We start from the raw sequence: 24,602 nt of genomic DNA, 5'->3' as shown, positions 1-24,602 counted from the left end.
GGCGTGATCGAATACCCCTCATACGGAACCATGGCGCCGATTCCCTTGATCGAATACCGCTATTACGGCAGGAGAACGCTTTCTTGCCGTAATAGCGGTATTCGATCACGCAGAGAGGGGCGGGAATGCTGTAATGACGGTAAATGATCACCGGCCGAAGGGGCCTTCGGCTTGATCGCGACGCGAAGGCTTGATCAAGAGCCCGGATGCTGTCGAAAATGGCCCGATATTGCAGATCCCAGGCTCTTGATCAAGCAATGGAGATCAACTTCTACAGCTTCCGGGAACTCGATCACCGCTGCCAGTCGGCGGCCGAACCGGTTCCCGGCGATGAAGCGTCCAGGTCAGCTCAGGGTGATGGTGTCGAGGTCGGGGGCGGAGCCGGCGTCGTTGAAGAAGCGGATCCAGCTGTCTCCGCTCGGCAGCCACACCCGGATCGTGATCCTTGCCGGAATCAGCAGGCTGCCGGCGCCGCTGACGGTCACGGTGTGCGGCTGTGCGGACCCGACCGCCACTTTCAGCGTACGCGGCTCGGATGTCTCGTAAGTGATGGTGAGCGTGCGCTCGCCGGCGTGGGGAATGTTCCGCACGGGGATCGCGAGGGTGTTGGGGCCGCCGATGTAACCGACCCGGCGGCCGGCCACGCAGCTCGCGCAGTCGATGACCTGCGCGCCGCCCTCGCGGAGGTTGCCGGGATCGGCGGCGTGGACGGTGACGGGCCGGAACGCGGCCACGGCCGAGGGGCGAGCCGGGGACCCTGCGGCAGAAAGCGCTAGGGAAGACGGAGGCGGCGGCGCGGCGGAAGAGGCCGCGATCGATGGCGCTGGGACCGAAGGCGCTGGGATCGATGGCGCGGAGACTGAAGGCGGACCGCTTCCGGGCCAGACGAGCGGTGGTACGACGGTGACCGTGGCGACGACCGCCGCCGCGAGCGCCGACCAGCCCAGCGTGCGGGCGGTGACCGCGGGCATGTCAGGCCGGCCCGTTCCAGCGCAGCGCCGCCTCGGTCCGGTTGGTCACGCCGAGTTTGGCGAAGGCGTGCTGCAGATGGTTCTTGACCGTCTTCTCGGTGAGCAGCAACCGGTGCGCGATGGCCGCGTTCGGCAGGCCCTGGGCGAGCAGCGCGAGCACGTCCTGCTCGCGGCGGGTCAGCCCGAAACCCGCCCGGACGCGGCGCTGCCGGTCGGCGAGCGCGCGTCCGGCGGCCTCCCGGTCGGCGTGGTCCCGCAGGGCCGCCGCGGCGACGGCGGCGGCCGCGGGGGAGAGCCACCCGTCGCCGCCCGCCACGGCGAGGACCGCCCGGTGCAGGTCCTCGGGCGCGAACTCCCCGTGCACCAGATAGCCGCGAGCACCGCCGCGCAGCATCCGCCCGATCAGCTCCGCCGTTCCATCGCTGGTCAGCACGAGTACGCGGGTCAGCGCGGCCAGCTCGGCCAGGACGCAGAGCCCGTCGGCGACCGGCATCCGGTGGTCGAGCAGCGTGACCGCGGGCCGCTCGGCGGCGGCGAGGGTGACGGCGTGCCGGCCGTCGGCGGCTTCGGCGGTGACCTGGATGCCCGGGCACCCGTCGAGGTATCCGCGTAGCGCCTCGCGCACGATCGGGTTGTCGTCGACCACCAGGACACTGATCACGGCACCACTCCGGCGGTCTCCTCGACCGGGATCCGGGCCTCGACCGACGTTCCCGCGTCCGGTGTGGACAGTACGCGTACGGTGCCGCCGACGGTCGCGGCCCGTTCGACCATGCCGATGATGCCCAGGCCGCCGGCCGGTCCGGTGAATCCGCGGCCGTCGTCGCGTACGCACAGGCGGAGGAGCGACCCTTCGCGGTCCAGGGTCACGGCGACCCGGGTGGCACCCGAGTGGCGGGCGACGTTCTCCAGCGCCTCCCGGAGGATCTGCGCCAGCTCGTAGCGGACGGCCGGCGGCGGATCGAGCGGCCGCGCGCGTACGCCCACCGGCACGCCGGTCCGGCCCGTCCAGTGCCGGCAGATGCGGGTGACGGCCGCCGCGAAGTCTTCCTCCGCCGCGTCCAGCCGCAACCCCTCGACGACGTCGCGCGCCTGGCGTACGGCGGCCTGCGCGCCCTGCGACACCGTCGTGGCGAGCCGTTCGGCCAGATCCGGATGCCGGCGCAGCGACGACGGCAGAGCCAGGGCGGCGAACGACACGCCGCGCAGCGTCTTGCTCACCGAGTCGTGCAGTTCCCGGGCGAGCCGGGCGCGCTCCGAAACGGCCGCCGTACGCTGCGCGGACGCCACGACGCGTACCGACAGCTCGACGTAGCGGGCGACGGCGGCGGTGATGCCGGCGGCCCCGGCGGCGGCCAGGACGTCGGCGATCGGGAAGGCGAACACGAACCCGGCCAGCTCCGGCGGCACTCCGGGACCGAGGACCACCGGAACCGTGGCGTATCCGACGGCGGCGTACGCGGCGGCCGGCGCCAGCGCCCATTGTCCGATGAGGACTCCGGCGAGCGCGCTCGCCCCGGCGGCACAGCAGTAGTAGGCGACCTGGCCCGGCCCGATCGCGTACACCGCGAGGACGGTGGCCGCGTCGAGGGCCAGCACCGGCAGCGGCCGCCCGGCCAGGTCGGGCCGGCGGGCCAGCGCGGCGAGGGCGGCCGCCGAGGTCGCCGCGACGAGCGTGAGGACCCCGGCGAGCGGGACCGGGTGGCCGGTCAGGCGGAGTCCGGCGGCCGTCGCGGTGAGCGTGACGGCGGCCCGGGCGATGAGCACCGCGCGGGCGACGGCGGCCTGGGCCACCTGGGGGTGTGCGTGCGGAACGGGAGCGGTCAACGAGTCCTGCCCTCGGGCGCGGGCGATACCTGACGATCATGCTAGAGAGCGCTCTCTGACGAGAATCGATCAGCCCGCCGTCGTTGTCAAGGCCGTCGATCCCTTTCGGGGGCGGGCTGCCCGACAGCGGACTCTTCGCGCGGCTGTGCGGGTGCCGGCCACCGCGTGATCCGCGTACGGCTGGCGGCTTCTCAGGGCAGTCCGACCGGACATCATCATGTCGCACGTATATGTCGAAGTTGGTCGCCAGGCCTTGATCGTGTAGCGCATATATGTCGTGAGGGTCAGATTTCGACAGATATGAGGTACATGATCAAGGCTGGTGGGCGAATGCCCGGTTCCCGGCCGGAAAGTGGCGCCGCAGGGCGTGCTCGGGCGTCGCCGGTGCTGATGTCGCCGGGCTCACCGGAGGCACCGGCCGTGCATGGCCGGTCCGTGGCCTGGCCTCTCGCGGCTCATGGAGCCACGATTCCGACCATGTCCACTCTCGACTTCCGGAACCACGAGCGCCCGATCCGCGCGGTGAGGTTCGCTCGTGGCCGCTGACGACTTCAAGTCCATCTACGGCCGCAACATGATCAAGTTCAGCGCGACGATCGGCGCACTGGTCGGCCTGTTCTACTTCCTTCCGATCTACAACAAAGCCGACGGGTACATCGACGACAAGGGCCGGGTGATGTGCGGCAAGAATCCTGTCACCAACGGCTGCGTCGAAGACGGCCACGCGTACTCGACGGAAGAGTGGATCGCCCATGCCCATGAGAAGGACGACGAAGGCAAGCAGGCCGGCCTGATCGCGCTGGGCCTGTTCGGCACCGCCGGCGTCGCCTGGTACTCGTCCGTGGAGTACGACAAGGCGCAGGAGAAGAAGCGCGCCCAGGCCGAGGCGAAGACGTAGCTCCGGCCCGCGCGGCGGCCGAGGGCGAATACCGTGGCGGGCCGATCCACCGCTCGGCTATGGTGGCGCGGCCGGCCGCGGGACTTCGGTGCGACTTCCGGAACCCGCCTCTGAAGCGATGCTTCGCAGTTCGTGCCCTCATTCCCCGGCCGGCGCCCCGTCCGCGTCCGAGGGAGGAGTCCGGTGTCCGCGTCGCAGCGAGTGGCCTGCGAGGACGTCGTCATGTTCGTCAACGCCGCGATCGCGTCGAGCGCCCAGCGCGAGTTCCGGCAGTCCGCCGGCGAGCAGCGGATGTCACTCGGCTTCCTCCACGAGTACGTGCTGGGCAACTACCGGGAGCTGTACGCCGCGACCCTCGCCCTGGACGTCAACCACCTCAACGCCGCATGGATCGTGACCAACCTGCTGCGGACCGCCTCGGCCGCCGGCCCGCGCGAGCGTGCCCTGGAGGGCCGGCTCATCGCCGCCCGGCTGCGTACCCTGCCTCCCCAGCGGGTGTACGCCGCCTTCCGGGAGCTGCGCCGGCTGGGCGTGAACAACCGCCGGACGCGGGCCATCATGCGCGACTGGGTGACGGCGCGGCCCGATCCGGCCTTCGACGCGGTCAAGTACCGGCGGTCGCTGTCCGTCGCGGCGCGCCACGCCCATCTGGCGCTGCCGGGCGAGGTCGGCACCGCCCTGTTCGACTGGCGTACGCCGAAGCGCTACGACACCCCGATCCTGGAGTCGTGGCGCCGTGCGCATTACGAGGCGCGGTCGCTGTACGACCTGCCGTACACGGTCGCCGAAGGCCTGGCGGTCCGGCACGGTATCGACCGGGCCCGCTTCCTGGCCGGGATCGCGCCGCGGCTCACCGATCACGAGCGGTTGAGGTTGCAGTCGTCGGCCGCGCGGCACGGGGCTGCCACGGTCGCGATGGATCTCGCGTCGGCCCCGCTGACCCGCCTCGCCGTCTACGTACTGTCGCTACCCCGGCCGGAGCGGGCCGAGCGGCGCGCCGAACTGACCGAGGCGCTCCGGACGGCGGCCCGGCGCGCCGCGGGCAACCGGTTCGGCACGTGGGGACGCGTCGTCGCGGTCCTCGACGACAGTTACTCGTCCGCCGGTTCGGCCGCCAAGCGCCGCCGGCCCCTCGCCGTCGCCCTCGCCACGCACTACCTGCTGGAGGCGCTGGCCACCTCGTACACGGGACTGTGGCTGAACCATTCCGGCGATCCGCTGACGGTGCACCCCGTCGGCGTGACCGCGCTGGGCGAGCGCCTGGTGGACGGCCTGGAACTGCGCCCGGACCGGCTCGTCATCGTCTCCGACGGGTGGGACAACGCTCCCGCCGGCCTCGCCGCCGAGGTGCTGCGCGTCTGGCGTACGGCGCTGGACCCGGGGGAGCGGACGAGCATCGTGCACCTGAACCCCGTGTACGACAGCGACTCCTTCGACGTACGCCGGCTCGGCGGGGACGTCGCGACGGTGGGCGTACGCGACGCGGAGGACGTCGCCGCGCTCGTGGAACTGGCGAGGTTCGCCACCGGCCGGGCCGGATTCGACGAGCTGCGCGCCCACCTGTCCGACCGCGTCGGCCGCTTCCTGCACGCCTCGGAGGCCGCCCGATGATCGATTTCGCGGGACTGACGGTCGCCCCGTCCCAGACGTGGGGCGCCGTACGCCTCGTCCCGCTGCTGCGCGCCGAACCGATCACCGATCTGCGGCTGCATCAGCGCGCGTACGATCCCGACGAGCTGTCGATCGTCGAGGTCGGGCCGCGGACGGCGTACGTCGCGTACGTCCCGCACGCCTTCGTGGCGGACTGGACGGCCGACGGTACGCCCGCGGCCGCGTACGGCACCCAACTGCACGATCCGGCGGCGAAGGCGGCGCCGGACCGCGTCGGGCTGCGGTTCCACCGCCGGATGAACCGGCGCGAGGACAGGCGGCGACTGCGTTTCCTGCCGCTGCACCTGGCGATGGAGGGCTATCTCGGGCTGCAGTTCGGCGGCCCGTCGATCGCCTGGCAGGAGTGGACGCACCGGGCCGTGACCCGGGGGCTGTCGCCGCGGGTCGAGGCGAGCTACCGCGGCGCCGCCGTCGCGGGCCTGGAGGACGCCCTGCGCATCTTCGAGATCCACCCGGACCAGTGCGGCATGCTGCTCTACGTCGCGGACGCCCTGGCCGCCGCGTTCGTCCTGCCGCACCCCGCCGACTACCGGGCGCTGCACTCCAGCCTGGTGCAGGACTTCTACGGCGAACTGATCTTCCAGTACGCCCACCTGTATCCGGCGGTGCCCGACTTCCTCGTCCGGCTCGACGAGGACCGCGTCACCAGCCTCGCTGACCTGCGCGGGCAGCTCGCGCGGACGCTGAAGGACTGGTCGGACTTCCACGACAGCGCACTGGCCGGCGGCCTGCTCGCCGGGCCGGACCTGGCCTTCACCCGGATCCGCCGGATGGGGCGCTTCACGCTGTCGCGTTTCGTGCCCGCGTTCGACCCCGACGGCGAGAACCACATCGGCGAGACCATCACCGACCAGCGTGGACGGTTGGCGTACCTCAAGACCTTCCGGCTGTCGGCGGCCCAGACCCGGCGCGGCTACCTGCTCGCGAAGCTGGCGGCCCACGACTGGAACCTGGACGCGACCGCGGCCGCGCTCGGCACCGACCGGCAGAACCTGAAGCTGCGGCTCGACGGCGCGGGCTTCGGGCACCTGCTGCGTCCCGGCCGGTAGGCGGTCCGCCCGGCGTACCGGCCGCGGGCTTCTTGCACACTTCAGGCGGGCCGCAAGAAATCCACGTTGGTCACTGGCGTGGTCACACACTCGCGTACATGACACGCCTCATGAGATCCACCCTCTCCGCGGTCCTCGCCTGCATCGTCGCGGGTGCCACCGTCGCCGTCGGGGCCGGATCCGCCACCGCGGCCGGTATCGGCGGCGGTGCGGCCGCCGGCAAGAACGTGTGCGCCAACGTCCTGTCCCAGCAGCAGCTCGACGCGGGCAGGAACGTCACGACCACCGCGCTGTCCGCGGACGTCGTGGCGGCCGTGACGAAGTACAAGTCGACGCATGAGCTGTTCGCCCGGCCCACGGACGCCGAACTCGCGGAGTCGAAGGCGCACACCGCCGCCAAGGAGCAGGCCTTCGCCAACGGCGAGATCAAGCCCGCGCAGGTGTCCTGCGCCCGCGCGTCGACCCAGACCGTCGGGCAGATCACCTGGATGTACCAGTACGGGCAGGTGACCAACTACTTCTGCGGTCCGGCCGTGGTGTCCATGTTCTCGGCCACCGTGCCCGGCTCCAGCCCCTACAACCTCGACCAGTGGACGGTCGCGAACTACATGGGCACGCCCGCCGCCGGCGGCACCGGCGCGGCCGCGGAGGTCAACGGCCTCAACCACTACGTCGGCGTACCCGACTTCGGGTCGAACTTCTACGGCATGGTGTGGATGTCCGACCCGCCGAGCGCCGCCCAGAAGACCGACTTCTCCAACCACCTCGCCACCGACGTCGGCGTCAGCTCGCCGGTCGCCGGGCTCGCCTGGGAGGTGCCTTACGGACCGCATCTGACCGGGCACCCGGTGAGCCAGGAGATCGGGCACTGGATCGAGATCGGCGGCTACAACACCGGCACCAGCCAGGTCTGGTACGCCGACCCGGCCACCACGGTGTGGAGCACGGTTCCGGCGTACTCGTGGTTCGACACGAACACGATGGAGATCATCCTCGGCGGCTACGGGTACATCTGGTAGGCGTACTCAGGCCGAGGCGCTGAGACGGACGAAATCGGGGGTCGACAGCCACCACGACGCGGCGGTCCGCAGTTCCGGATGGGCCTGCGGACCGCTGAGCTCGACGAGGTCGTCGTGGCGCCGGGAGGCGCCGACGCTGTACATCAGGCCCTTGGCGTAGGACGGCAGCGGGCCGTCGCGGTGGCGCAGCAGCCGCGTGCGCACGACGTCCCAGCGATCCGACGGCACGTGCAGGTGGCCGACGATCCAGGCGGCCGCCTCCTGTACGGGCGCCGGCATGCCGTGGCCGAGGACGAGCCGCCAGATGAGGGCCGCCTCGTCGGCGCCGCCGAGGTGGCCGATCGCCTGCACCAGCGCGGCGGCGAGCGGGACGGAGGCCGGCATACCGGGCCGGCCGAGTTCCCGCCCCATCGCGGCGGCCAGCGCCGGACGGTAGGGCGTCGCGGCGACCGTCTGCGCCGCGACCGTGCGCCGGGTGCCCTGCGGGTGGAAGAGCATGTCGCCGATGAGCCGTTCGAGTACCGGGTCCGCCAGGAGGATCTCCCGGCGCATCAGGGAGAGCACCGCCTGTGACAGCCGGTACGCCACCGCGCGTACCGTCTCCTGTGGAGCGACGGCGCCGGAGCGCAGGACGTGGCCGGAGACGGGATCGCCCTGCAGTGCCTGGCTCAGCGCCCGGTGCTCGCCGGCGCTCACGTCGGGCAGCAGCTGGCGGGCCGTCTCGGCGGCACCGACCCGGGGAGCGAACGGGGAGCCGTTGTCCCGCAAGGTTTCCAGGGCCGCCTGCGTCAGCCGCCGGATCTGCCCGGCGTCGAAGTGGCCCCGCCCGGCCTTCTCCGCCACCGCCCACCAGGCTGCTCGCAGCGCCTGATCGCTGACCGGATCCTCGATCTGCCCCAGCAGCTGCGCGGCGGCGGCCGGATGCGGCGTCATCTCCAGCAGCGCGGCCGGCTCGATGAGGACCTGGCTGCGCCGGTCCCCGATGACGCTCGCGCAGGCCTCCACGACCGCCGTCGCGCTGTCGCGCAGCCCGAGCAGCCGGTTGAGCGCCTCGCACCGCCACAGCCAGCCCGTCCCCTCGGCCACGAGCAGCTCGGCCAGCAGCCGCTGGACCAGCTCCGGCCACAGCCGCCGGGGGTGCAGCAGAACCGGCACCTCCCACAGGCCCGCGGTCAGCTCGTCCCAGTCGTACCCGGTCATCTCCTCCGCGCCGAGCGCCCGTTCCAGCAGGGGAGACAAACGGTCGCGAGTTGTCTCGGCGTCCCCCGCCGGTCGCAGCGCCGGCGGGCCGAGCGCCCCCCGCGACTCGCGGTACAGCGTGTGCGCCACCGCGGCCAGCCGGCCGCGCGGCAGGCCCAGCACCCGCTCGTACCGGCCGATGACCGGCGCGGACAGGCGCAGCGTCGCGAGCTCCCACCGGCAGATCTGCGACTCCGAGGCGGTGACACCACCATCGCCGTACGCGCGGGCGAACCGGGCCGCGACGGCCAGCCGCTCGTCGTCGCCGTAGAGCCGGTTGACCCGCAGCAGCCAGGCGATCACCGTCTCGCTGCTCAGCCCATGCCCGGCCGGGGTGGTGCCCGGACGTCGTCCGCGGACCCTCTCCATGGCAGCAATATATCGACGACCATCTTCTTTCACCAACCGTGCGGCGGCGCAAGAAATACCCGGTGATCACCTGATGGGCGGCAGACTCGGCGCCGTGATGGTGCGAATCGCCGCTGCGGTCCTGGGGCTCATGACGATCGGCGCGTGCACCGCGCCACCGGCGGTACGCCCGCCGGCGTCGGATGCGGCGACTCGCACCGTCTGCTTCGCGTCTCAACCACCGCCGCAGTGGACGGGGCCGGCCACGCGACTGCCGGACGGCGTGAGCGTCGGCGTACACGCGGTCGGCGGCGAGGTCGCGTTCGGACAGTCGCAGGACGCGACCGGCCGGGGCGTCGCGGCCCTGGATCTGCTCTCCGGACGGCTGAGCACCATCACCAGGTACAAGCCCGAGGTGTCGGGGCTCGGGGCGCTGGCGGTCGAGGAACCATGGGTGGTCTGGGAGCAGCTCGACTCGAAGACGAACCTCGCGGACTGGAGCGTGCACGCCGTCAACCGCAAGACCGGGGAGAGCGTACGCGTCGCCGACTCGCACGGCCCCGGCGGCTTCCTGCCCGGCCAGCAGCCGCTGCCGGTCCTGCGCCACGGCCTGGTCGCGTGGGCGCAGCCGGTCCGCACCACGGGAACCGCCCTGCACGCCGAGCTGAGAGTGCTCGACCTCGCCCGCCACAGCACCCGGGTCCTCGACTCCGGCCGCCTGAGCTCCCCGGTGTACGCGGGCGGGCTCCTCGTCTGGGCGAAGGTCGACGACGCCACCCGGTACTCCCTGCGCGCGGTCGACGAGTCGACTCTCGAACCCGTCGAGCTGCCCGAGGCGATCCAGCGGCCGAGCTCCGTGGCGTACCTGGGCGGTTCGGCGGACCGTCTCGTGTGGAGCAGCGGCGACGCGCTCTCCCTGGAGCAGTGGGACTTCACCGCGGCGAAGCTGACCCGCTACACGTCGGCCGACCGCAGCCATCCGTTCCAGTTCCTCCAGGTGGCCGGGGACTACCTGCTGTGGGACGGCGGGACGACGGCCTCGGTGCTCGACCTCACGACCGGAGCGGCCTTCGACACCCCGGGGACGGTCGCGGGTTCGGCCCGCTGGATCGTCAACGCCCGACCGGGTTCGGTGGTACGCGTACCGGTCGCCGGACTGCCCCACCTGTCGTGCCCAGGCTGACGGTCAGTGGACGGTTTGCCGTGCTCGGTCCAACACTTCCTCGGTCGAAAGTGGACTACTCGGGTGGTGCGAGAGGCAGAGCGGTGTGTGGACCTTCATAAACGGCTCGCCTTCAACGGCGGCATAGAACTGTCCGGACTTGAGGAGGGAGATGTCCGATACGTCGCCACCCTTCGCCTGTGCCATCTCCCGTGCCGCAGCGATCTGCACCGGAGCATTCAGCAGACCGAAGAACTGAGTCGCCGTGTTACCCGGGATCCTGTTGTGCAGGCCCTTGGGAGCTTGGGTCGCGAAGACCATGCCCAGTCCGTATTTCCTGGCCTGTGACACCAATGCGAGCGTGCTTTGCGTACAAGCGGTCATCGCGCCGGAAGGGGCCAGTGTCTGCGCCTCATCCATCACGAACAGCCCGCCCAGCGGCCGGTCGTTCGCTGGATGCTTCCTGAGCCAAGCGAACAGGGCCATCTGTAACTGGTTGACGAAGCTCTGTCGCTCTGACTCGGACTGGAGACCCACCATGCTGATGACGGAGACACGGGCGCGCTTTCCCGGTGGTGGCGTGAGAAGACGGCCTGGGTCCACCGGTACGCCATCTCCTCCGAACAGGGGATCGTTGACCATCGCGGCCGTGAGGGTCTGGGCGAGCTCCGAACCGAGCTTGCCCGCGTCCTCCAGCTGGCTCACGCCGTCGGGAAGATCGCGGAGGAGCTCGATGAGTCCATTCAGCCGGTTTCCGCCCGACCTCCCGTAGTACTGAACAGCGTTGCGAAGCACCGCCCGCTTGAGATGAACTTTGGCCGCCCGGCCCTCGAGATTCGCCCGCGGAATGATGGAGGCGACGGCCGCCTCCACAGCCTCGTTGAACTCATCGGCATCCTCTTTGACCGCCCGGAAGTCCGGCAACGGCTGGAAGGTGAGCGGACGACCGGACTCGCGACGAGGTGTCCACACCACGACGTCGGTGTCCGCGAGGTACTGACCGGCCCTCGCGGCGTCGTCGGCTCCCCACGCCGACGGCGCCTGCGGCCATGGATCCCCCAGCCTCGCGAGGTCGCTGTTGGGATCCAGCACGATCGTCGAGACGCCTTGAAGCGCGCACTCCTCGATCAGCCGGCGGATCAGAACCGTCTTTCCTGATCCCGAACCGGCGAAGATCGCCGTGTGCTTCCGCAGGGATTCAAGATCGATCGAGAGCGTACGCTGCCCGTCGGCTGATCGGCCGAGGACTATGGATGCACGGCCCGGCGATGAACTGGTACGAGGGTGGTCCTCTGATGGATGAGGCAACGGGTCATCAACGGTGACCGGAACGCCTTCAGCGTCGGCGAACGCCTGCCGGAAGATGTCGACATCGTCCGCTGGCCGGCGTTTGAACAGCCATGCCTGGAGGTCGGGTCGGTCCTCGTCGACCATCTTATGCAGCGCCCAGAGCGTACGCAGATCGTCGGTGGAGACCGGAAGGTCGAGACCGCCGGCGTTCCGGAATGCCTCAAGCGCCTCCTGTGTCTTGGCGCCCGTGTTCCATTCGGTGTTGCGCAGCAGAACGAGCTTGCGTTTGGGTTGACCCTCGACCAGGCCGGCCTCGGTGGCCGCCTTCCGGAGCCGGTTGAGCGCTGCGACGGGGCTCTTGGCGGCGATGGCGCGGAATCCCCACCGCACCTGGTCCTCGATCCGTTCCTCCAGCATCAGCCGCAACCGTGCGTGTAGCGCGGGTTTCTCACCCGGCGGCGGATCCACCTGGTACGCGAGAGTCGCCAGGCTCCTGCTCAACACCCAGGCCTTGAGGCCGCCGCCGAGAAGGCGCGGCATCTCGGTGTCTTCACGATCTTCGCGAAGAGCGTCGTGGATCTCGGCCCGACCCTTCAGCTCCTCGAACCGAGTATCGAAGTGGCCGAGGTCGTCGGCGGGCGGGGGAGGTGTCGGCCCGGGCCCCGGCCCGTCGACGAGCGGGATTTCGCCGAAGCTCTGGAGCTCCTCAACCACGCCGGTCTCGGCGCACCGATCGACGTGCGCGTAGATCACCATGAGCAGTCCGCGCGGAGTGAAGCTCTTCGCCGTCGAGAAGGCGGACTCCTTCACCGGCCATGTCGCGTACGGTGGTTGGAAGCCGATCGCCTCGAAACGCGTCCTGAATCGGGCGGCGATGATCCGGCGCGCGACCTCGCCGTCGATGATCGTCATGAGGTGCTTGGATTGACGGAAGCGATCCTCGGCAGGATTGACGGCTCGGGTCTTGATCAAGACCCAGGAGTCGGGGATGCACGAGACGACGGTCAGCGTCCGGCGGGTCCGCTCCCGGAGCATCATCAGGCCGCCGGCAACCCGCTCGACCAGCAGATCCTGACCCGGTTCCAAGGTGCCTCGCTCGTCCAGTTCCTTGACGGACTGCGCCACGATGGCGTCGATCTGATCTACCGCGATCACCGTTGGCCCGGTCAATGCCATGAGCCACGACAGGTCCTGGACGACGAGCTCAGGGTCACGCGGCTTGCGGCGCATCCCCCATTGGGCCCGATCACCTTGTTCATCCTCACTGGACTGCAGATAGGTGTCGCCCACCTCCTGTGACAATGAACTGTCCGACAGCAGCAGGGCTAGCGCCCGGGCGGTGTCCGAACATTCCCGCCCCACCAGCGGATCATGATTCTTGAGGAGTTGGATGAACTCGTCGAGGATGGCTGTGGAAATCGGCGCGTCACCGACGATCGCACGGCGTACGCGACGGGGTGCCTGGACGACGTCACCCAACCGGCGCATGAGAACCCGCAGTTGACTCTCGGAACCGCCTGCGACCCGGGTCAGTCCCTGGTTCAGAGAATGCAGGACGCTCGTCCAGAAGCTGCGTCCCTCGAGCAGGCTGACCAGGAAGAAGTAGCCGTCTTTGGCGTACACCTGCTGGCGGGTCCAGCCGAGGATGTGCGTCTTGCCAGTGCCCTTCTGCCCCTGCAAGGCGATGCCGATCGGATTGGACCGTACGTCGGCGTCGGCATCGGCGATGCCGTTCGTGATCGCGCGCTCGACCTCAGGATGCAGTCCTTCGACGTATTCGAAGTCGGGATTCCACACGTCGTCCGCGACGACGGCCCATCCGAAGCGTAAGCTCCCTAGCGCAGTGATCTCGTCGACCACGACTACACTCCGATCGCGATGAAGTGTTTGTGCTGGCGGCCGATGATCACCGCCGCCAGTCGAGTTCTCTCCGAGAGCGCCTTCTCGTTCGCCTGCGGTACGATGTTGACGTCCCGCTCCTGCTCAATCTGCCGCAGGGCGTCGTCTAGGTCGTCGCGCTCCACCGAGCTGAGCGATTCCCGGATGTCGGCGATGTTGACCCAGGCGCCAGGCTCGGCAGCGAGCTCTTTGTAGATGGTCCGGATCTGTTCCGTCAGCTCCGCCGGCGAGGACGCCGAGGCAACGACCGGTGATGGCGCGAGCTCCGCGTCCGGTGCGAGCATCATCGCGAGGCTGCGGCCCGTCGCCGCCAGGTCGCGGCGTAGCGCCGCCATGACAAGCTCGAGGGCGACGCCCACCGACTTCGGGCGTACTCCGGCGAAGTCCATAGGTTCAGCACAGCGCGCCCAGCCCGCGTCCGCGAGCGAATGCATCAGGCGTCGTCCGACCTTCCGACTGACAACGTACCCGAGCTTGTTGAGCTTGGCGGAGCCAGCGCCGGAGAGCTCGACGCCGAAACGCTCCTTAAGCTCGACATTCGGGATCTCGCGGTTCTCGGCGAGAAGAATGAGGAGGATGGCGTATTCGGACGGTGTCGGGTTATCGCTGGGCATGGTGGAGTCCTTCCGGTGCTGATGCGAGGCTGCGGCGTTGAAGTAGATGCGCGCGGATGTCGTCAACGACACCCGCGAGGTCGGAGACGACGAGCTCGTTCGGGTATCGCAGAACCTGATAACCGCCGAGCTGCAGGAGGTTGTCGCGCACGCGGTCGTCCGCCCACTTCAGCCGGCCGCGATGCTCCTCGCCGTCGACCTCCACTACGACCTTCTCGGTCGGCCACAGCACGTCGAGGTAGCGCAGGAGGTCTAGCGGAGAAGGCTGATATCGCTGGTGCCACACCCGGCCGATCGCCCAGTCGTGCTGCTGGAGCGCGGCTTCGAGAAGGCGCTCCGTAGAACTGGTCCCGTTGGGGGCGCCGGACACCGCGGGCACGGTGAGGATCGGCAAGTCAGGGCGAGACTCCATGGGCGGCGTCTCGCGGTCGAGGCGGGCAAGGGGCTCTGGAAGACCGATACGACAGGTCATGACGCGGTCCGACGGCAGCGGGCCGCCCACGAGCCACACGCCCATGGGTCCATGACCGGCAAGCCATTCCGCGGCGCCGATCAGCGTCTCCTGGCTCGCGGATGTCAAGCCGGCGGGCACCTCCATCACGAGCGCCACCGATGCTCGTTGGTAGGTAGCGGCAAGAGCACGGGTCAGGCCGGCCGTGCGAGTCTCCGCCGAATGCAAGCCCGGCGATGGGGTTCCTCCGCGAAGAGCGCGCTCGGCCAGATCGGCGAGGAATGCGGTACCGCTTCCATTCATGCGGCGGGCCAGCGCTCGTACGGCGGCAACGCCTGCTCCGCCCGGACCGGAGATCCCCGCGGCGCCCGGAAGCCACGCCGGGAAGAGCTTCAAGGCGGCACCCTCGATGGCGTCCAGCGCCTGTGCTACGACCACCGCGACCGAGGGTGCAACGGACGGCCGAAACGTGACAACGGCCGGAGCGCTGTCCGGAGCGGGATCCAGGAGCAAAGCCAGGGCGTCAGGAACCACTCCGACCAACCGCACTGCACGGTCGACCGGAAGATCCGCCCAGCTCCAGCCCATGGGCAGCCCCCAGTCCATGTATAACGTCGATGATTGTTCCCACGGTTGGGGGGCCTGGGCAACCGGTCGTCCGGACTCATTCACGCAATGAAGGGTCCGGCGACGGCCTCGACGGCTGGTCCGATGATGAACAGCCAGTGACGGTGACTGACTGTTGTCCAGCGTGGCCATCATCCGGATGTCGTCGGCATCCGGTGATCAGATGCCGCTCGCTCGCCCGGACTTGTGGCCTACCCGGCTGAGTGAACCGTGGGAGGCCTGTGAGCAGGATGGAAAGGCGATGGTAGTGGATTGGTAAGTGCGGGCTGCCACGGTGTGCGCCGACAGATCCTCGATCTCCATCGGAGTGCGGACCATGAAGCGTCACCTGCACAGCGTTCTCCTCTCTCTGGCCCTGGCCTGCGTCGGCGTCGTCGCCGTCGAGGCTCCGGCCACGGCGGCCGGCAATCCGATCATCCTGCCCGCGCCCAACGTCGTCGGATCGGCCTGCGCGGGCAGCGCGGGCCTGCTGATCCTCGGCAACTCCGACGGGCGCCGCGAGCTGGTGTGGCTCGGCACCTCCACGACGTGGAACTACGACGGGACGGTCTACCACAAGTACGAGCAGCTCGACGGCTCGTGGAGCGGGGCCGTGAGTATGGGTCTCCACGGCTACGGCGGCCTGGCCGGCGCCCGCAACGCCGACGGCCGGCTCGAGGTCTTCACCCGGGACGGCGACGACCAGCTTCGGCACGACTGGCAGGACTCGAAGTCGTCCGGCGGCTGGAGCGGCTGGGCGAGCCTCGGCGGATCGCTGTCCTCCGCGCCGGGCTGCGTGGGGCTCAACAGCTACGGCGGCATCCGGATCGCTGTCACCGGGACGGACGTGCCCACGCCGCTGCGGCACGAGATCTACCAGACCGCCCCGAGCTGCTGCTGGAGTGCCTGGGTCTGGCCGGGCGACGGCGCCAAGTGATCTGACGGCCCGGCGGGTCAGCCCGCCGGGCCTGTCCATCGCGTACGCGAACCGGCTGATGCCGCGCTGTGGGAGCCCATGGCTACGGGGATGCGCGGGCGGCGAGGCGGACGTGACCGATTCGTTCCTATTATACGATTAGTGCAATGTCGTGATGCGCGGCAGCCAGCGCTCTCCGGAGGAGGTGCCCCGTGTCCGACGTCGTTCGCGCGGCCCTGGTGCAGACATCGTGGACCGGCGACCAGGAGTCCATGATCAAGGCGCACGAGGACTACGCGCGCCGGGCCGCCGCGCAGGGTGCCAAGGTCATCTGCTTCCAGGAACTGTTCTACGGTCCCTACTTCTGCCAGGTGCAGGACGCGCGGTTCTACGCGTACGCCGAGGCGATCCCGGGGCCGACGACGGAGCGGTTCCAGGCGCTCGCCGCCGAACTCGGCCTGGTGATGGTGCTGCCGATGTACGAGCAGGAGCAGCCCGGCGTCCTGTACAACACGGCCGCCGTGATCGACGCCGACGGCCGCTATCTCGGCAAGTACCGCAAGACGCACATCCCGCAGGTGCAGGGGTTCTGGGAGAAGTTCTACTTCCGGCCCGGCAACCTCGGCTATCCGGTGTTCGACACCGCCGTCGGCCGCGTCGGCGTCTACATCTGCTACGACCGGCACTTCCCGGAAGGCTGGCGCGCCCTGGGCCTGGCCGGCGCGACGATCGTGTTCAACCCGTCGGCGACCCACCGGGGGCTGTCGGCGTACCTGTGGCAGCTGGAACAGCCGGCGTCGGCGGTGGCCAACGAGTACTTCGTCGGAGCCATCAACCGGGTGGGCATCGAAGACCTGGGCGACAACGACTTCTACGGCACGTCGTACTTCGTGGACCCCGAGGGCCGGTTCGTCGGCGCGACGGGCGATCCGCACCAGCCGGAGCTGATCGTGCGCGACCTGGACCTCAACCTCCTGGCCGAGGTACGCGACCGCTGGGCGTTCTACCGCGACCGGCGCCCGGACGCGTACGAGGGCCTGGTGCGGCCATGACCCTGCTGATCAGCGGCGGGACCGTGGTGACCGGCACCGGGTCCTACGCCGCCGACGTGCTCGTCGACGGGGAGACCATCGCCGCGTTGTACGCCCCCGGGCGCGCTCCGGCCGGCGGCGAGGTCGTGGACGCCGCGGGCAAGTACGTGATCCCGGGCGGCATCGACGCCCACACCCACATGGAGCTGCCGTTCGGCGGAACGTTCGCGTCGGACACGTTCGACACCGGCACCCGGGCGGCGGCCTTCGGCGGCACGACGACGATCATCGACTTCGCGGTCCAGCGTACCGGCGAGAACGTCCACGAAGGACTCGCAGCGTGGCACGGCAAGGCCGACGGCAACTGCCACATCGACTACGCCTTCCACATGATCATCGGCGGGGTCGACGACGAGGCGCTCAAGGCCATGGACGCGCTCGTCGAGCACGAGGGCATCACCAGTTTCAAGCTGTTCATGGCGTACCCGGGCGTGTTCTACAGCGACGACGGCCAGATCCTGCGCGCGATGCAGAAGTCGCGCGGCAACGGCGCGATCACCATGATGCACGCGGAGAACGGGATCGCCATCGACGTGCTGATCGGGCAGGCGCTCGCGCGCGGCGAGACGGATCCGATCCACCACGGGCTGACCCGTCCGTCCGAACTGGAGGCCGAGGCCACCCGCCGGGCGATCTCGCTGGCGAAGGTCGCCGGCGACACCCCGCTGTACATCGTGCACCTGTCGGCGTCCGAGGCGCTGGCCGCCGTCGCGCAGGCCCGCGACGGCGGACGCAACGTCTTCGCCGAGACCTGCCCGCAGTACCTGTACCTGACGCTGGAGGACCAGCTCGGCGCACCCGGCTTCGAAGGCGCCAAGTGGGTGTGCTCGACCCCGTTGCGCAGCAGGCACGAGAGCCATCAGCGCGACCTGTGGCAAGGGCTGCGCGGCAACGACCTCGCGATCGTCTCGACCGACCACTGCCCGTTCTGCTACAAGGACCAGAAGGAGCTCGGCCGGGGCGACTTCTCGAAGATCCCCAACGGCATCGGCGGCGTGGAACACCGGGTCGACCTGCTGTACCAGGGCGTCGTCGACGGCAAGCTCTCCCTCGAACGCTGGGTCGAGACGGTCGCGACGACCCCGGCGCGCATGTTCGGCCTCTATCCGCGCAAGGGAGTCATCGCCCCCGGGTCGGACGCCGACATCGTCGTGTACGACCCCGCCGGGCGTACCACCATCAGCGTCGAGACGCACCACATGAACATGGACCACTCGGCGTACGAGGGCTTCGAGATCGCGGGAAAGGTCGACACCGTCGTCTCCCGCGGCACGGTCGTCGTCGCCCGAGGCGAGTACCTCGGCCGCAAAGGCCACGGCCGGTACCTGCCCCGCGGCCTGTCCACCTACCTGAGCTGAGCGGGGATCCCATGGACTTCGGAGTGGTCTTCCAGCTCGATCCGCCGGCCCGCCGCGTCGTCGAGCTCGCCGTGCGGGCCGAGGCCGCCGGCTTCAGCCACGTCTGGTCGTTCGACTCGCACCTGCTGTGGCAGGAACCGTACGTCGTCTACAGCCAGATCCTCGCGAACACCGCCCGCGTCACCGTCGGCCCGATGGTCACCAACCCGGGTACGCGCGACGCGACGGTCACCGCCAGCGCCCTGGCCACGCTCAACGAGATGTACGGCAACCGGACCGTCTGCGGCATCGGACGCGGCGACTCGGCCCGGCGTACGCTCGGCCTGCCGCCGATGAACCTGACCGACCTGCGGGAATCCGTCGAGGTCATCCGCGAACTCGGCAACGGTCGCGAGGCCGTCTATCGCGGCGTGAACCTCCGCCTGCCCTGGGTCACCGACTCGCGTCTCGAGGTGTGGGTGGCCGCCTACGGCCCGCGCGCCCTGCGGCTGACCGGTGAAGTGGCCGACGGATTCATCCTGCAGCTGGCCGACCCCGACATCGCGGCGTGGATGATCAAGGCGGTCCGGCAGGCGGCCCGCGACGCCGGGCGCGATCCGGCCGCCGTGAAATTCTGCGTCGCCGCCCCGGCGTACGTGGGGGACGACCTCGCCCACCAGCGGGAGCAGACCCGCTGGTTCGGCGGCATGGTCGGCAACCACATCGCCGACATCGTCGCGCGCTACGGCGATTCCGGCGCGGTGCCGCCGGACCTCACCGACTACATCAGGGGCCGCCAGGGATACGACTACGCCGAGCACGGCCGGGCCGGCAACCGCCACGTCGACTTCGTCCCCGACGAGATCGTGGACCGGTTCTGCGTCCTCGGCCCGGCCCCGGCGCACATCGACAAGCTGCGCCGCCTCCAGGAGCTCGGGGTCGACCAGTTCGCGCTGTACCTGCAGCACGACGACATGGAACACACGCTCGCCGCGTACGGCGACACCGTGATCCCGGCCGTCGCCTGAGGTTCCGCTATCGCCGGTAGCCGTGGAGAAAGGCGCGTACGCCCGCGGTGACCATCGCCCTGCGCTCGCCCGGATCGTGCAGCGCCGTACGGTCGGTGAGGTTGTCGGCGGAGATGAGCAGCATCAGGTGCCCGGCCGCGCGGGCGGGGTCGTCGACGCGGAGCTCGCCGCGCTCGGCGAGCTCCGCCAGGCGTCCGGCGAGTTCGCGCCGGACACGACCGGGGCCGGTGTCCAGCCAGGTCTTGAGGGCGGCCGGCGGGATGTGGTCGGCCTCGGCGTTGATCTGGCGGACGAGGGCGAAGTGCGGGGCGAGCTCGGACGTCAGTACGCCGAGCCAGGCCAGGCCGAGGTCGACGAGGTCGGACTCGATGTCGGTGACCTTGCCCAGGTGGCGGTCGACGGTGGCGACCATGGTGTCGGCGACGCGCCGGGTGCTGTCCTGGATCACCGTCTGGAACAGGTCGGCCTTGTCCGCGAAGTGGTTGTAGATCGTGCGGTTGGAGACGCCGGCCTCGGCGGCGATCGCGTCCAGGCTGGCGCGGGTGTACCCGTCCCGGGCGAACAGGGCCAGCGCCCCGTCGACGATCGCCCGTCGCTTGTCGGGCTGCCCGGCGGTCCTCCGCTTCTCCGTCACGCAGGGAAGACTACCGGATTACACCGATCGTTGCAGTAATTACACCGAGCGGTGTAGCCTCTGCGACGATCGGTGTAACCCGTCACGGAGGAGATGTCATGACCAAGATCGCCGTCATCGTCGGCAGCACCCGGCCCGGCCGCCGGGGCCGCATGGTCGCCGACTGGGTCGCCTCGGTGGCGGCCCGCGAGCAGCCCGCCGTCGAGTTCGACGTCGTCGACCTGGCCGACTTCGACCTGCCGCTCCTCGACGAACCGCAGCCGGCGCTGTTCGGGCGGTACGCCACCGCGCACGCCCGGTCCTGGGCGCGGTGCGTCGCCGGCTACGACGGTTTCGTGTTCGTCACCCCGGAGTACAACCACTCGGTCCCCGCCGCGCTGAAGAACGCCCTGGACTTCGTCTACGCGGAGTGGAACAACAAGGCGGCGGGCTTCGTCGGCTACGGGCTGCACGGGGCCACCCGGGCGGTCGAGCACCTCCGGCTGATCCTCGCGGAACTGCGGGTCGCCACGGTGCGTACCCAGGTGACGCTGACCCTGCACCAGGACTTCGCCCTTCAGGCCCCGACCGAGCCGGGCACGTTCACCCCCGGCCCCCACCAGGAAGGCACCCTCACCGCGCTCCTGGACGACGTCATCACCTGGTCCCGCGCGCTGGAACCGATCCGCGAAGGAGCCCTGGCATGACCTCCGCCGTCGACCTCGGGCCGGCCGGCCCGCTGCCGGACGCCACGATCGACCGCCTCGCCGCCACGATCGCCGCCGACGCGCTCATCGTGGGCATGGGCGAGTCCACCCGGTTCGCCCACGAGACCTTCGCCGTGCGCGACCGGCTGTTCCGACGCCTGGTCCACCACCACGGCGTACGCGGGCTGGCGATCCAGGACAGCGCGGCGATCGGGGACCGGCTCGACTCCTATGTCACCGGTGGCGACGGCTCGGCGGCCGCGGCCCTCGGCGAAGCGTGGCGCCCGTGGCGTACCGCGGAGATGGCCGAAGCGCTGGACTGGATCCGCGCCTTCAACCAGGCTCACCCGGACGACCCGGTACGCGTCTTCGGAGTCCGGCCCCCGCAGGCGCGGGCCGCCGACTACGACGTCGTCCTGGACGCGATCCGGACGCGGGCCCCCGAACACCTCTCCGAGGTCGCCGCGCACCTGGATCCCATCCGTACCGCGCACGACGTCGACGAGCACGTGCAGACTGCCCGCGGCCTGCATCCGGGGCGACCGTTCGCCGAACACGCCCGGGACGCGCTGGCGGTCGTCGCGTCCCTCGGCGTCGACCCGGCCGTCGAGCGGCGGATGCGCCTGATCGTCGACTTCCACACCGGCAGCGTCGCCGGCCGGGGCAGCTACGCCGGCGACGCCGAGACCTGGGCCGGACGGATCAGCGACCTGCAGTTGCGGACCGGATCGCGGCTGGCGTACTGGGACGGCATCGCGCACACCGCCGCCACCCCGGTCGCGCTGGGACTCGCGCCCGAGCGCGGGGCGCAGCCGACCGTCGGCAGCGTGCTGCGCGGCCGCCACCACGGGCGCTACGTCTCGGTGGCGATCGGCTTCCATCACGGGCGGCTCGGCGCCATGACGGTGCCGCCGCCGGCGGCCGACCTGGTCGACGCGACGATCAGCCGGCCGGGCGAACCGGCGTTCGCGCAGGATCTGCGCCACTCGGATCCGCGGCACGCCACCGGCCCGGCCAAGGTACGCGTCATCAGCGGCGTCTACGACCCGGCCCGCGACGACGCCGAGCACATGGCGGTCGCCACCCTCGCCGGCGCGTTCGACGTGCTGATCCACATCCGCGAGGTGACCCCGGTGCGGCGACTGGACTGACGACCGTCGAAAATGGACCGTCCGTCGTGCGGCCGGCGGCGCTCAGGCGTGCGTCTTGGCCAGGCGGACGGTCCCGGTGGGGCCGACGTCCGGCGTCGACCGGTAGCCTTCGCTCTCGTAGAGGCCGATGTTCCGCAGGCTCCGGGCGCCGGTGTGCAGGACGATGCGACCGGATTCCGCTCCCGCCGCCGCTTCCGCGGTGCGCAGCAGCCAACGGCCGATCCCTCGGCCGCGCAGGTCGGGTACCACCGCGAGCCGGCCCAGCTGCCAGTCACCTTCGGCCCGGCGGATGCGTACCATGCCCAGCAGCCGGCCGTCGAGCCACAGGCCGGTGGTCCGCCAGTCGGCCAGCCACGCGGTCACCTGCTCCAACGACTCGTGCAGCGCCGGTATGTCCAGGGTGTCGTTGGTCAGGGCCTCCTCCACCCAGCAGGCGCGCTGCAGCACCGTGACCTCGGCGGCGTCGAGCGGCGTCAACCGCCTGGCGTAGGAGCCCGGCAGGGGACCGGGCACGGTCGCGGCCCGCTCGCGGTCGCGCATCGGCCGCAGCGCGTACGCCGCCCGGACCAGTTCGTCCAGCAGGGCGACGCCGAGCGCGTCCCGGCGGGTGTCCGGCCGCAGCCGCCCGTGCGCCACCGCGTCGCCGATGCGGATCGCGACCGTGGCGCCGATCGGGACCAGGCGCAGCGTGGTGACCACCTGCTGGGCGTGCTGGACCGCCCGGGTGCCCGCCGAGGTGTTGCCGTAGCTGACGAAGCCGATCGGCTTCCAGGCCCACTCGTGACCGAGGTAGTCCAGGGCGTTCTTCAGGGCCGCGGGCATCCCGTAGTTGTATTCGGGCGTCACGGCGATGAACCCGTCCGCCGCGTCGACGATCGCGCTCCAGCGGCGCGTGTGCTCCTGCTCGTAGACGCCGGACGACGGGTGTTCCCGCTCGTCGAGCAAGGGCAGATCCAGGTCCGCGAGGGCGACCGGTACGAGGTCGATCTCCAGCTCCTCGGCCCGGTCGGCGACCGCGTCGAGCAGCCAGCGGCCGACCGCGGGGCCGAGGGCGCGCGGGCGGGTGCTGCACGTCAGGACGAGGACACGGGGCCTTTTCGTTGACATGGAAACGAACGCTACCTGCTAGATTAATTACATGTCAACGAAACGTCCGGCCGGCCCCGTACGCTGGCTGACCTCCGACGAGGAGCGGGCCTGGCGGGCGTTCCGGCGGATCATGACCGCCGTGCAGACCGGTACCGCCCGCGACCTGGCCGCCATCGACCTGTCCGAGCCCGACTACGAGGTGCTGAGCACGCTGTCCGAGCGGCCCGCGTACACCTGGACGCTGGGCGGGCAGGCCGACAAGATGGGCTGGTCGCGCAGCCGGCTGTCGCGGCATGCGACCCGGATGGAGGCGCGCGGCCTGCTGCGGCGCGCACCGGACCCGGCCGACGGCCGGGGCTGCCTGCTGACGCTCACCGCGCAGGGCCTGGCCACGTTGCAAGATGCCGCACCGACCCATCTGGAGTCGGTGCGGCACCACTTCGTCGACCGGCTCACCCCGGCGGATCTGGCCGCGATCGAGAAGATCGCCGGCAGGCTGGGTCTGTCCACCGCCGACGGTGATCCGAGCGGTCCGGCGGAACGCCTTACGCGTTGATGCCCTTCCAGTCCGTGCAGTTCTTCAACTCGCCGTCGATGTACCGGCAGGCCCGGAAGCTCACGAGGCTGCCCTCGTGGTAGTCCTTGTTGCACGTTCCCCAGTTGCCGTACGACAGGTGGGTGATGCAGATCCCCTGGCGGTAGAAGTCGCCGTTGTAGTGGTTCTGCCAGTAGACGACGGTGGGGTAGCCGTCGGACTCCATGTCCTTGACGAACCAGATGTCGCCGTCCTTGCGGAAGCACGCCTGGGCGTAGGTGTTCAGCATGCAGCCGTCCGTGGCGGGGTCCATGCCGTACGCCTGCGCTTCGTTCCACTCGGTCGGGGGTGGGGTGACCGCCGAGGCGGGCGCCGCGACGGCGGTGACCGCCGCGAGCATTCCAATCACGACGATGGCGATTCGTTGTGCGATACGCATCTCGGTAGCATGCCAGATTTTGATCTTGTCGGCATCCGCAGCCGCGACCGCCCCCGCGAGAGGTGGTCTTCGGCAGGTCCGTCGGTCTGTTAGCGTGCGCGGATGGAGGATCTGGGACCTGTGGCCTGGCCGCCTGAGCCGATCCGCACCGAGCGGCTCGTGCTGCGCGCGTCCGAGGCGCGCGACCGTGCGGCGTTCATGGAGTTGCTCGCCTCCCCGGAGGTGCACACCTATCTCGGCGGCCCCCAGTCGCCCGCCGACCTGGAGCGCGAGACCCCGGCGGTGCCCGCGCGGTGGCCCGGCAGTTTCATCGTCGACCTCGACGGGGCGATGATCGGGCAGATCCTGCTCAGGAGGGCGACGAAGCACCGCCCCGCGGCCGTGGGGAAACTCGATCTCGGCTACCTGTTCCTGCCGCGGGCGTGGGGTTTCGGGTACGCCGCCGAAGCCTGCGCGGCCGCCCTCGGCTGGCTCGCCGGCGAGTTTCCCGGTGAACCGGTGGTGCTCACCACCCAGTCCGCCAACGTCGGCTCGATGCGTCTGGCGGCGAAGCTGGGGTTCGCCGAGGTCGAGCGGTTCGAGGCGTGGGAGGCCGAGCAGTGGCTCGGCATGCGGCCCGGCGCCGCCCACGCATGATGGCGGCGGCTTGACG

At 70.3% G+C, this 24,602-nt stretch carries 23 protein-coding genes; 13 read left to right on the top strand and 10 right to left on the bottom strand.

The annotated features are described in order from the left end of the window. Window positions 1–344 precede the first annotated feature (344 nt). From G401_RS0121020 to G401_RS53045, 3 genes are all read right to left on the bottom strand, one after another. Window positions 345–734, bottom strand: a complete 390-nt coding sequence (locus G401_RS0121020; RefSeq protein ID WP_027344052.1) for a carbohydrate-binding protein — start codon at window positions 732–734, stop codon at window positions 345–347. 238 nt (window positions 735–972) lie between these two features. Continuing rightward, on the bottom strand, window positions 973–1,632 hold the full coding sequence (locus G401_RS0121015; protein ID WP_027344051.1) for a LuxR C-terminal-related transcriptional regulator: 660 nt from the start codon (window positions 1,630–1,632) through the stop codon (window positions 973–975). Next, on the bottom strand, window positions 1,629–2,798 hold the full coding sequence (locus G401_RS53045; protein ID WP_157546009.1) for a sensor histidine kinase: 1,170 nt from the start codon (window positions 2,796–2,798) through the stop codon (window positions 1,629–1,631). The genes G401_RS0121015 and G401_RS53045 overlap by 4 nt, the downstream gene beginning before the upstream one ends. Window positions 2,799–3,333: 535 nt before the next feature. Here G401_RS53045 and G401_RS0121005 point away from each other — a divergent pair. From G401_RS0121005 to G401_RS53040, 4 genes are all read left to right on the top strand, one after another. After that, window positions 3,334–3,696, top strand: coding sequence for a hypothetical protein (locus G401_RS0121005; protein WP_027344050.1), 363 nt, complete (start codon window positions 3,334–3,336; stop codon window positions 3,694–3,696). 183 nt (window positions 3,697–3,879) lie between these two features. After that, complete coding sequence (locus tag G401_RS0121000) at window positions 3,880–5,307, top strand: hypothetical protein (RefSeq protein ID WP_027344049.1); 1,428 nt, start codon at window positions 3,880–3,882, stop codon at window positions 5,305–5,307. After that, a complete protein-coding gene (locus G401_RS0120995; RefSeq protein ID WP_027344048.1) occupies window positions 5,304–6,416 on the top strand; it encodes an ARPP-2 domain-containing protein in 1,113 nt (370 codons plus the stop codon). The genes G401_RS0121000 and G401_RS0120995 overlap by 4 nt, the downstream gene beginning before the upstream one ends. 98 nt (window positions 6,417–6,514) lie before the next feature. Further along, a complete protein-coding gene (locus G401_RS53040) occupies window positions 6,515–7,435 on the top strand; it encodes a hypothetical protein (protein ID WP_157546007.1) in 921 nt (306 codons plus the stop codon). 6 nt (window positions 7,436–7,441) lie between these two features. On the opposite strand, the gene G401_RS0120985 is transcribed toward G401_RS53040, so the two are convergent. After that, the gene (locus G401_RS0120985; protein WP_157546004.1) at window positions 7,442–9,043 is read right to left on the bottom strand and encodes a hypothetical protein; all 1,602 of its coding nucleotides are present in this window, start codon (window positions 9,041–9,043) and stop codon (window positions 7,442–7,444) included. Between the two features lie 94 nt (window positions 9,044–9,137). On the opposite strand from G401_RS0120985, the gene G401_RS0120980 reads away from it, so the two are divergent. Next, window positions 9,138–10,205 carry a hypothetical protein gene (locus G401_RS0120980; RefSeq protein WP_157546001.1) on the top strand — a complete coding sequence of 356 codons (1,068 nt, stop codon included), beginning with the start codon at window positions 9,138–9,140 and terminating at the stop codon, window positions 10,203–10,205. A 3-nt stretch (window positions 10,206–10,208) separates the two neighbouring features. Here the strand turns inward: G401_RS0120980 and G401_RS0120975 are convergent, their stop codons facing one another. Genes G401_RS0120975 through G401_RS54140 form a run of 3 tightly spaced genes read right to left on the bottom strand, consistent with a single transcriptional unit; the run spans window position 10,209 to window position 15,044 of the window. Continuing rightward, window positions 10,209–13,334, bottom strand: a complete 3,126-nt coding sequence (locus G401_RS0120975; RefSeq protein WP_027344044.1) for an ATP-binding protein — start codon at window positions 13,332–13,334, stop codon at window positions 10,209–10,211. 2 nt (window positions 13,335–13,336) lie between these two features. Then, on the bottom strand, window positions 13,337–13,987 hold the full coding sequence (locus G401_RS0120970; protein WP_027344043.1) for a hypothetical protein: 651 nt from the start codon (window positions 13,985–13,987) through the stop codon (window positions 13,337–13,339). Beyond that, complete coding sequence (locus tag G401_RS54140; RefSeq protein WP_064741820.1) at window positions 13,974–15,044, bottom strand: endonuclease domain-containing protein; 1,071 nt, start codon at window positions 15,042–15,044, stop codon at window positions 13,974–13,976. Before G401_RS54140 ends, G401_RS0120970 begins: the two co-directional genes overlap by 14 nt. Before the next feature lie 337 nt (window positions 15,045–15,381). On the opposite strand from G401_RS54140, the gene G401_RS53030 reads away from it, so the two are divergent. The 4 genes from G401_RS53030 (at window position 15,382) to G401_RS0120940 (ending at window position 19,416) form a co-directional block, all read left to right on the top strand. Beyond that, the gene (locus G401_RS53030; RefSeq protein ID WP_157545998.1) at window positions 15,382–15,981 is read left to right on the top strand and encodes a hypothetical protein; all 600 of its coding nucleotides are present in this window, start codon (window positions 15,382–15,384) and stop codon (window positions 15,979–15,981) included. A 191-nt stretch (window positions 15,982–16,172) separates the two neighbouring features. After that, window positions 16,173–17,012, top strand: a complete 840-nt coding sequence (locus G401_RS0120950; RefSeq protein WP_027344041.1) for a nitrilase-related carbon-nitrogen hydrolase — start codon at window positions 16,173–16,175, stop codon at window positions 17,010–17,012. Continuing rightward, a complete protein-coding gene (gene hydA, locus G401_RS0120945; RefSeq protein ID WP_027344040.1) occupies window positions 17,009–18,409 on the top strand; it encodes a dihydropyrimidinase in 1,401 nt (466 codons plus the stop codon). The genes G401_RS0120950 and hydA overlap by 4 nt, the downstream gene beginning before the upstream one ends. An 11-nt stretch (window positions 18,410–18,420) precedes the next feature. Further along, a complete protein-coding gene (locus tag G401_RS0120940) occupies window positions 18,421–19,416 on the top strand; it encodes a TIGR03842 family LLM class F420-dependent oxidoreductase (RefSeq protein WP_027344039.1) in 996 nt (331 codons plus the stop codon). A gap of 7 nt (window positions 19,417–19,423) precedes the next feature. Here G401_RS0120940 and G401_RS0120935 read toward each other — a convergent pair whose 3' ends face one another. Continuing rightward, a complete protein-coding gene (locus G401_RS0120935; protein WP_027344038.1) occupies window positions 19,424–20,050 on the bottom strand; it encodes a TetR/AcrR family transcriptional regulator in 627 nt (208 codons plus the stop codon). Between the two features lie 98 nt (window positions 20,051–20,148). Here G401_RS0120935 and G401_RS0120930 point away from each other — a divergent pair, with 98 nt between their 5' ends. Both G401_RS0120930 and G401_RS47230 read left to right on the top strand, forming a co-directional pair. Continuing rightward, on the top strand, window positions 20,149–20,736 hold the full coding sequence (locus tag G401_RS0120930; RefSeq protein WP_027344037.1) for an NADPH-dependent FMN reductase: 588 nt from the start codon (window positions 20,149–20,151) through the stop codon (window positions 20,734–20,736). Further along, a complete protein-coding gene (locus G401_RS47230) occupies window positions 20,733–21,887 on the top strand; it encodes an erythromycin esterase family protein (protein WP_051366933.1) in 1,155 nt (384 codons plus the stop codon). Before G401_RS0120930 ends, G401_RS47230 begins: the two co-directional genes overlap by 4 nt. A gap of 42 nt (window positions 21,888–21,929) precedes the next feature. On the opposite strand, the gene G401_RS0120920 is transcribed toward G401_RS47230, so the two are convergent. Further along, window positions 21,930–22,994 (bottom strand): GNAT family N-acetyltransferase, encoded by a 1,065-nt coding sequence (locus tag G401_RS0120920; protein ID WP_034592503.1) that lies wholly within the window; start codon window positions 22,992–22,994, stop codon window positions 21,930–21,932. A 31-nt stretch (window positions 22,995–23,025) separates the two neighbouring features. On the opposite strand from G401_RS0120920, the gene G401_RS0120915 reads away from it, so the two are divergent. After that, window positions 23,026–23,532, top strand: a complete 507-nt coding sequence (locus G401_RS0120915; protein WP_027344035.1) for a MarR family winged helix-turn-helix transcriptional regulator — start codon at window positions 23,026–23,028, stop codon at window positions 23,530–23,532. On the opposite strand, the gene G401_RS47225 is transcribed toward G401_RS0120915, so the two are convergent. After that, window positions 23,522–23,950: a hypothetical protein gene (locus tag G401_RS47225; protein ID WP_064741819.1), complete on the bottom strand. Its 429-nt coding sequence runs from the start codon at window positions 23,948–23,950 to the stop codon at window positions 23,522–23,524. The genes G401_RS0120915 and G401_RS47225 overlap by 11 nt on opposite strands. A 102-nt stretch (window positions 23,951–24,052) precedes the next feature. Between G401_RS47225 and G401_RS0120900 the strand changes: the two genes are divergently transcribed. Further along, window positions 24,053–24,586 (top strand): GNAT family N-acetyltransferase, encoded by a 534-nt coding sequence (locus G401_RS0120900; RefSeq protein ID WP_027344034.1) that lies wholly within the window; start codon window positions 24,053–24,055, stop codon window positions 24,584–24,586. Window positions 24,587–24,602 lie beyond the last annotated feature (16 nt).

This window comes from Hamadaea tsunoensis DSM 44101 (assembly GCF_000428945.1).
Taxonomy (GTDB): domain Bacteria; phylum Actinomycetota; class Actinomycetes; order Mycobacteriales; family Micromonosporaceae; genus Hamadaea; species Hamadaea tsunoensis.
This window is presented reverse-complemented; position numbering and strand designations above follow the sequence as displayed.

Coding starts and splice junctions, on each gene's coding strand:
- G401_RS0120985 (WP_157546004.1), bottom strand. CDS start 9,043: ATGGAGAGGGTCCGCGGACGACGTCCGGGCACCACCCCGGCCGGGCAT.
- hydA (WP_027344040.1), top strand. CDS start 17,009: ATGACCCTGCTGATCAGCGGCGGGACCGTGGTGACCGGCACCGGGTCC.
- G401_RS47230 (WP_051366933.1), top strand. CDS start 20,733: ATGACCTCCGCCGTCGACCTCGGGCCGGCCGGCCCGCTGCCGGACGCC.
- G401_RS54140 (WP_064741820.1), bottom strand. CDS start 15,044: ATGGACTGGGGGCTGCCCATGGGCTGGAGCTGGGCGGATCTTCCGGTC.
- G401_RS47225 (WP_064741819.1), bottom strand. CDS start 23,950: ATGCGTATCGCACAACGAATCGCCATCGTCGTGATTGGAATGCTCGCG.
- G401_RS53030 (WP_157545998.1), top strand. CDS start 15,382: ATGAAGCGTCACCTGCACAGCGTTCTCCTCTCTCTGGCCCTGGCCTGC.
- G401_RS0120940 (WP_027344039.1), top strand. CDS start 18,421: ATGGACTTCGGAGTGGTCTTCCAGCTCGATCCGCCGGCCCGCCGCGTC.
- G401_RS0120970 (WP_027344043.1), bottom strand. CDS start 13,987: ATGCCCAGCGATAACCCGACACCGTCCGAATACGCCATCCTCCTCATT.
- G401_RS0120900 (WP_027344034.1), top strand. CDS start 24,053: ATGGAGGATCTGGGACCTGTGGCCTGGCCGCCTGAGCCGATCCGCACC.
- G401_RS0120920 (WP_034592503.1), bottom strand. CDS start 22,994: ATGTCAACGAAAAGGCCCCGTGTCCTCGTCCTGACGTGCAGCACCCGC.
- G401_RS0120930 (WP_027344037.1), top strand. CDS start 20,149: ATGACCAAGATCGCCGTCATCGTCGGCAGCACCCGGCCCGGCCGCCGG.
- G401_RS0120915 (WP_027344035.1), top strand. CDS start 23,026: ATGTCAACGAAACGTCCGGCCGGCCCCGTACGCTGGCTGACCTCCGAC.
- G401_RS53040 (WP_157546007.1), top strand. CDS start 6,515: ATGACACGCCTCATGAGATCCACCCTCTCCGCGGTCCTCGCCTGCATC.
- G401_RS0120995 (WP_027344048.1), top strand. CDS start 5,304: ATGATCGATTTCGCGGGACTGACGGTCGCCCCGTCCCAGACGTGGGGC.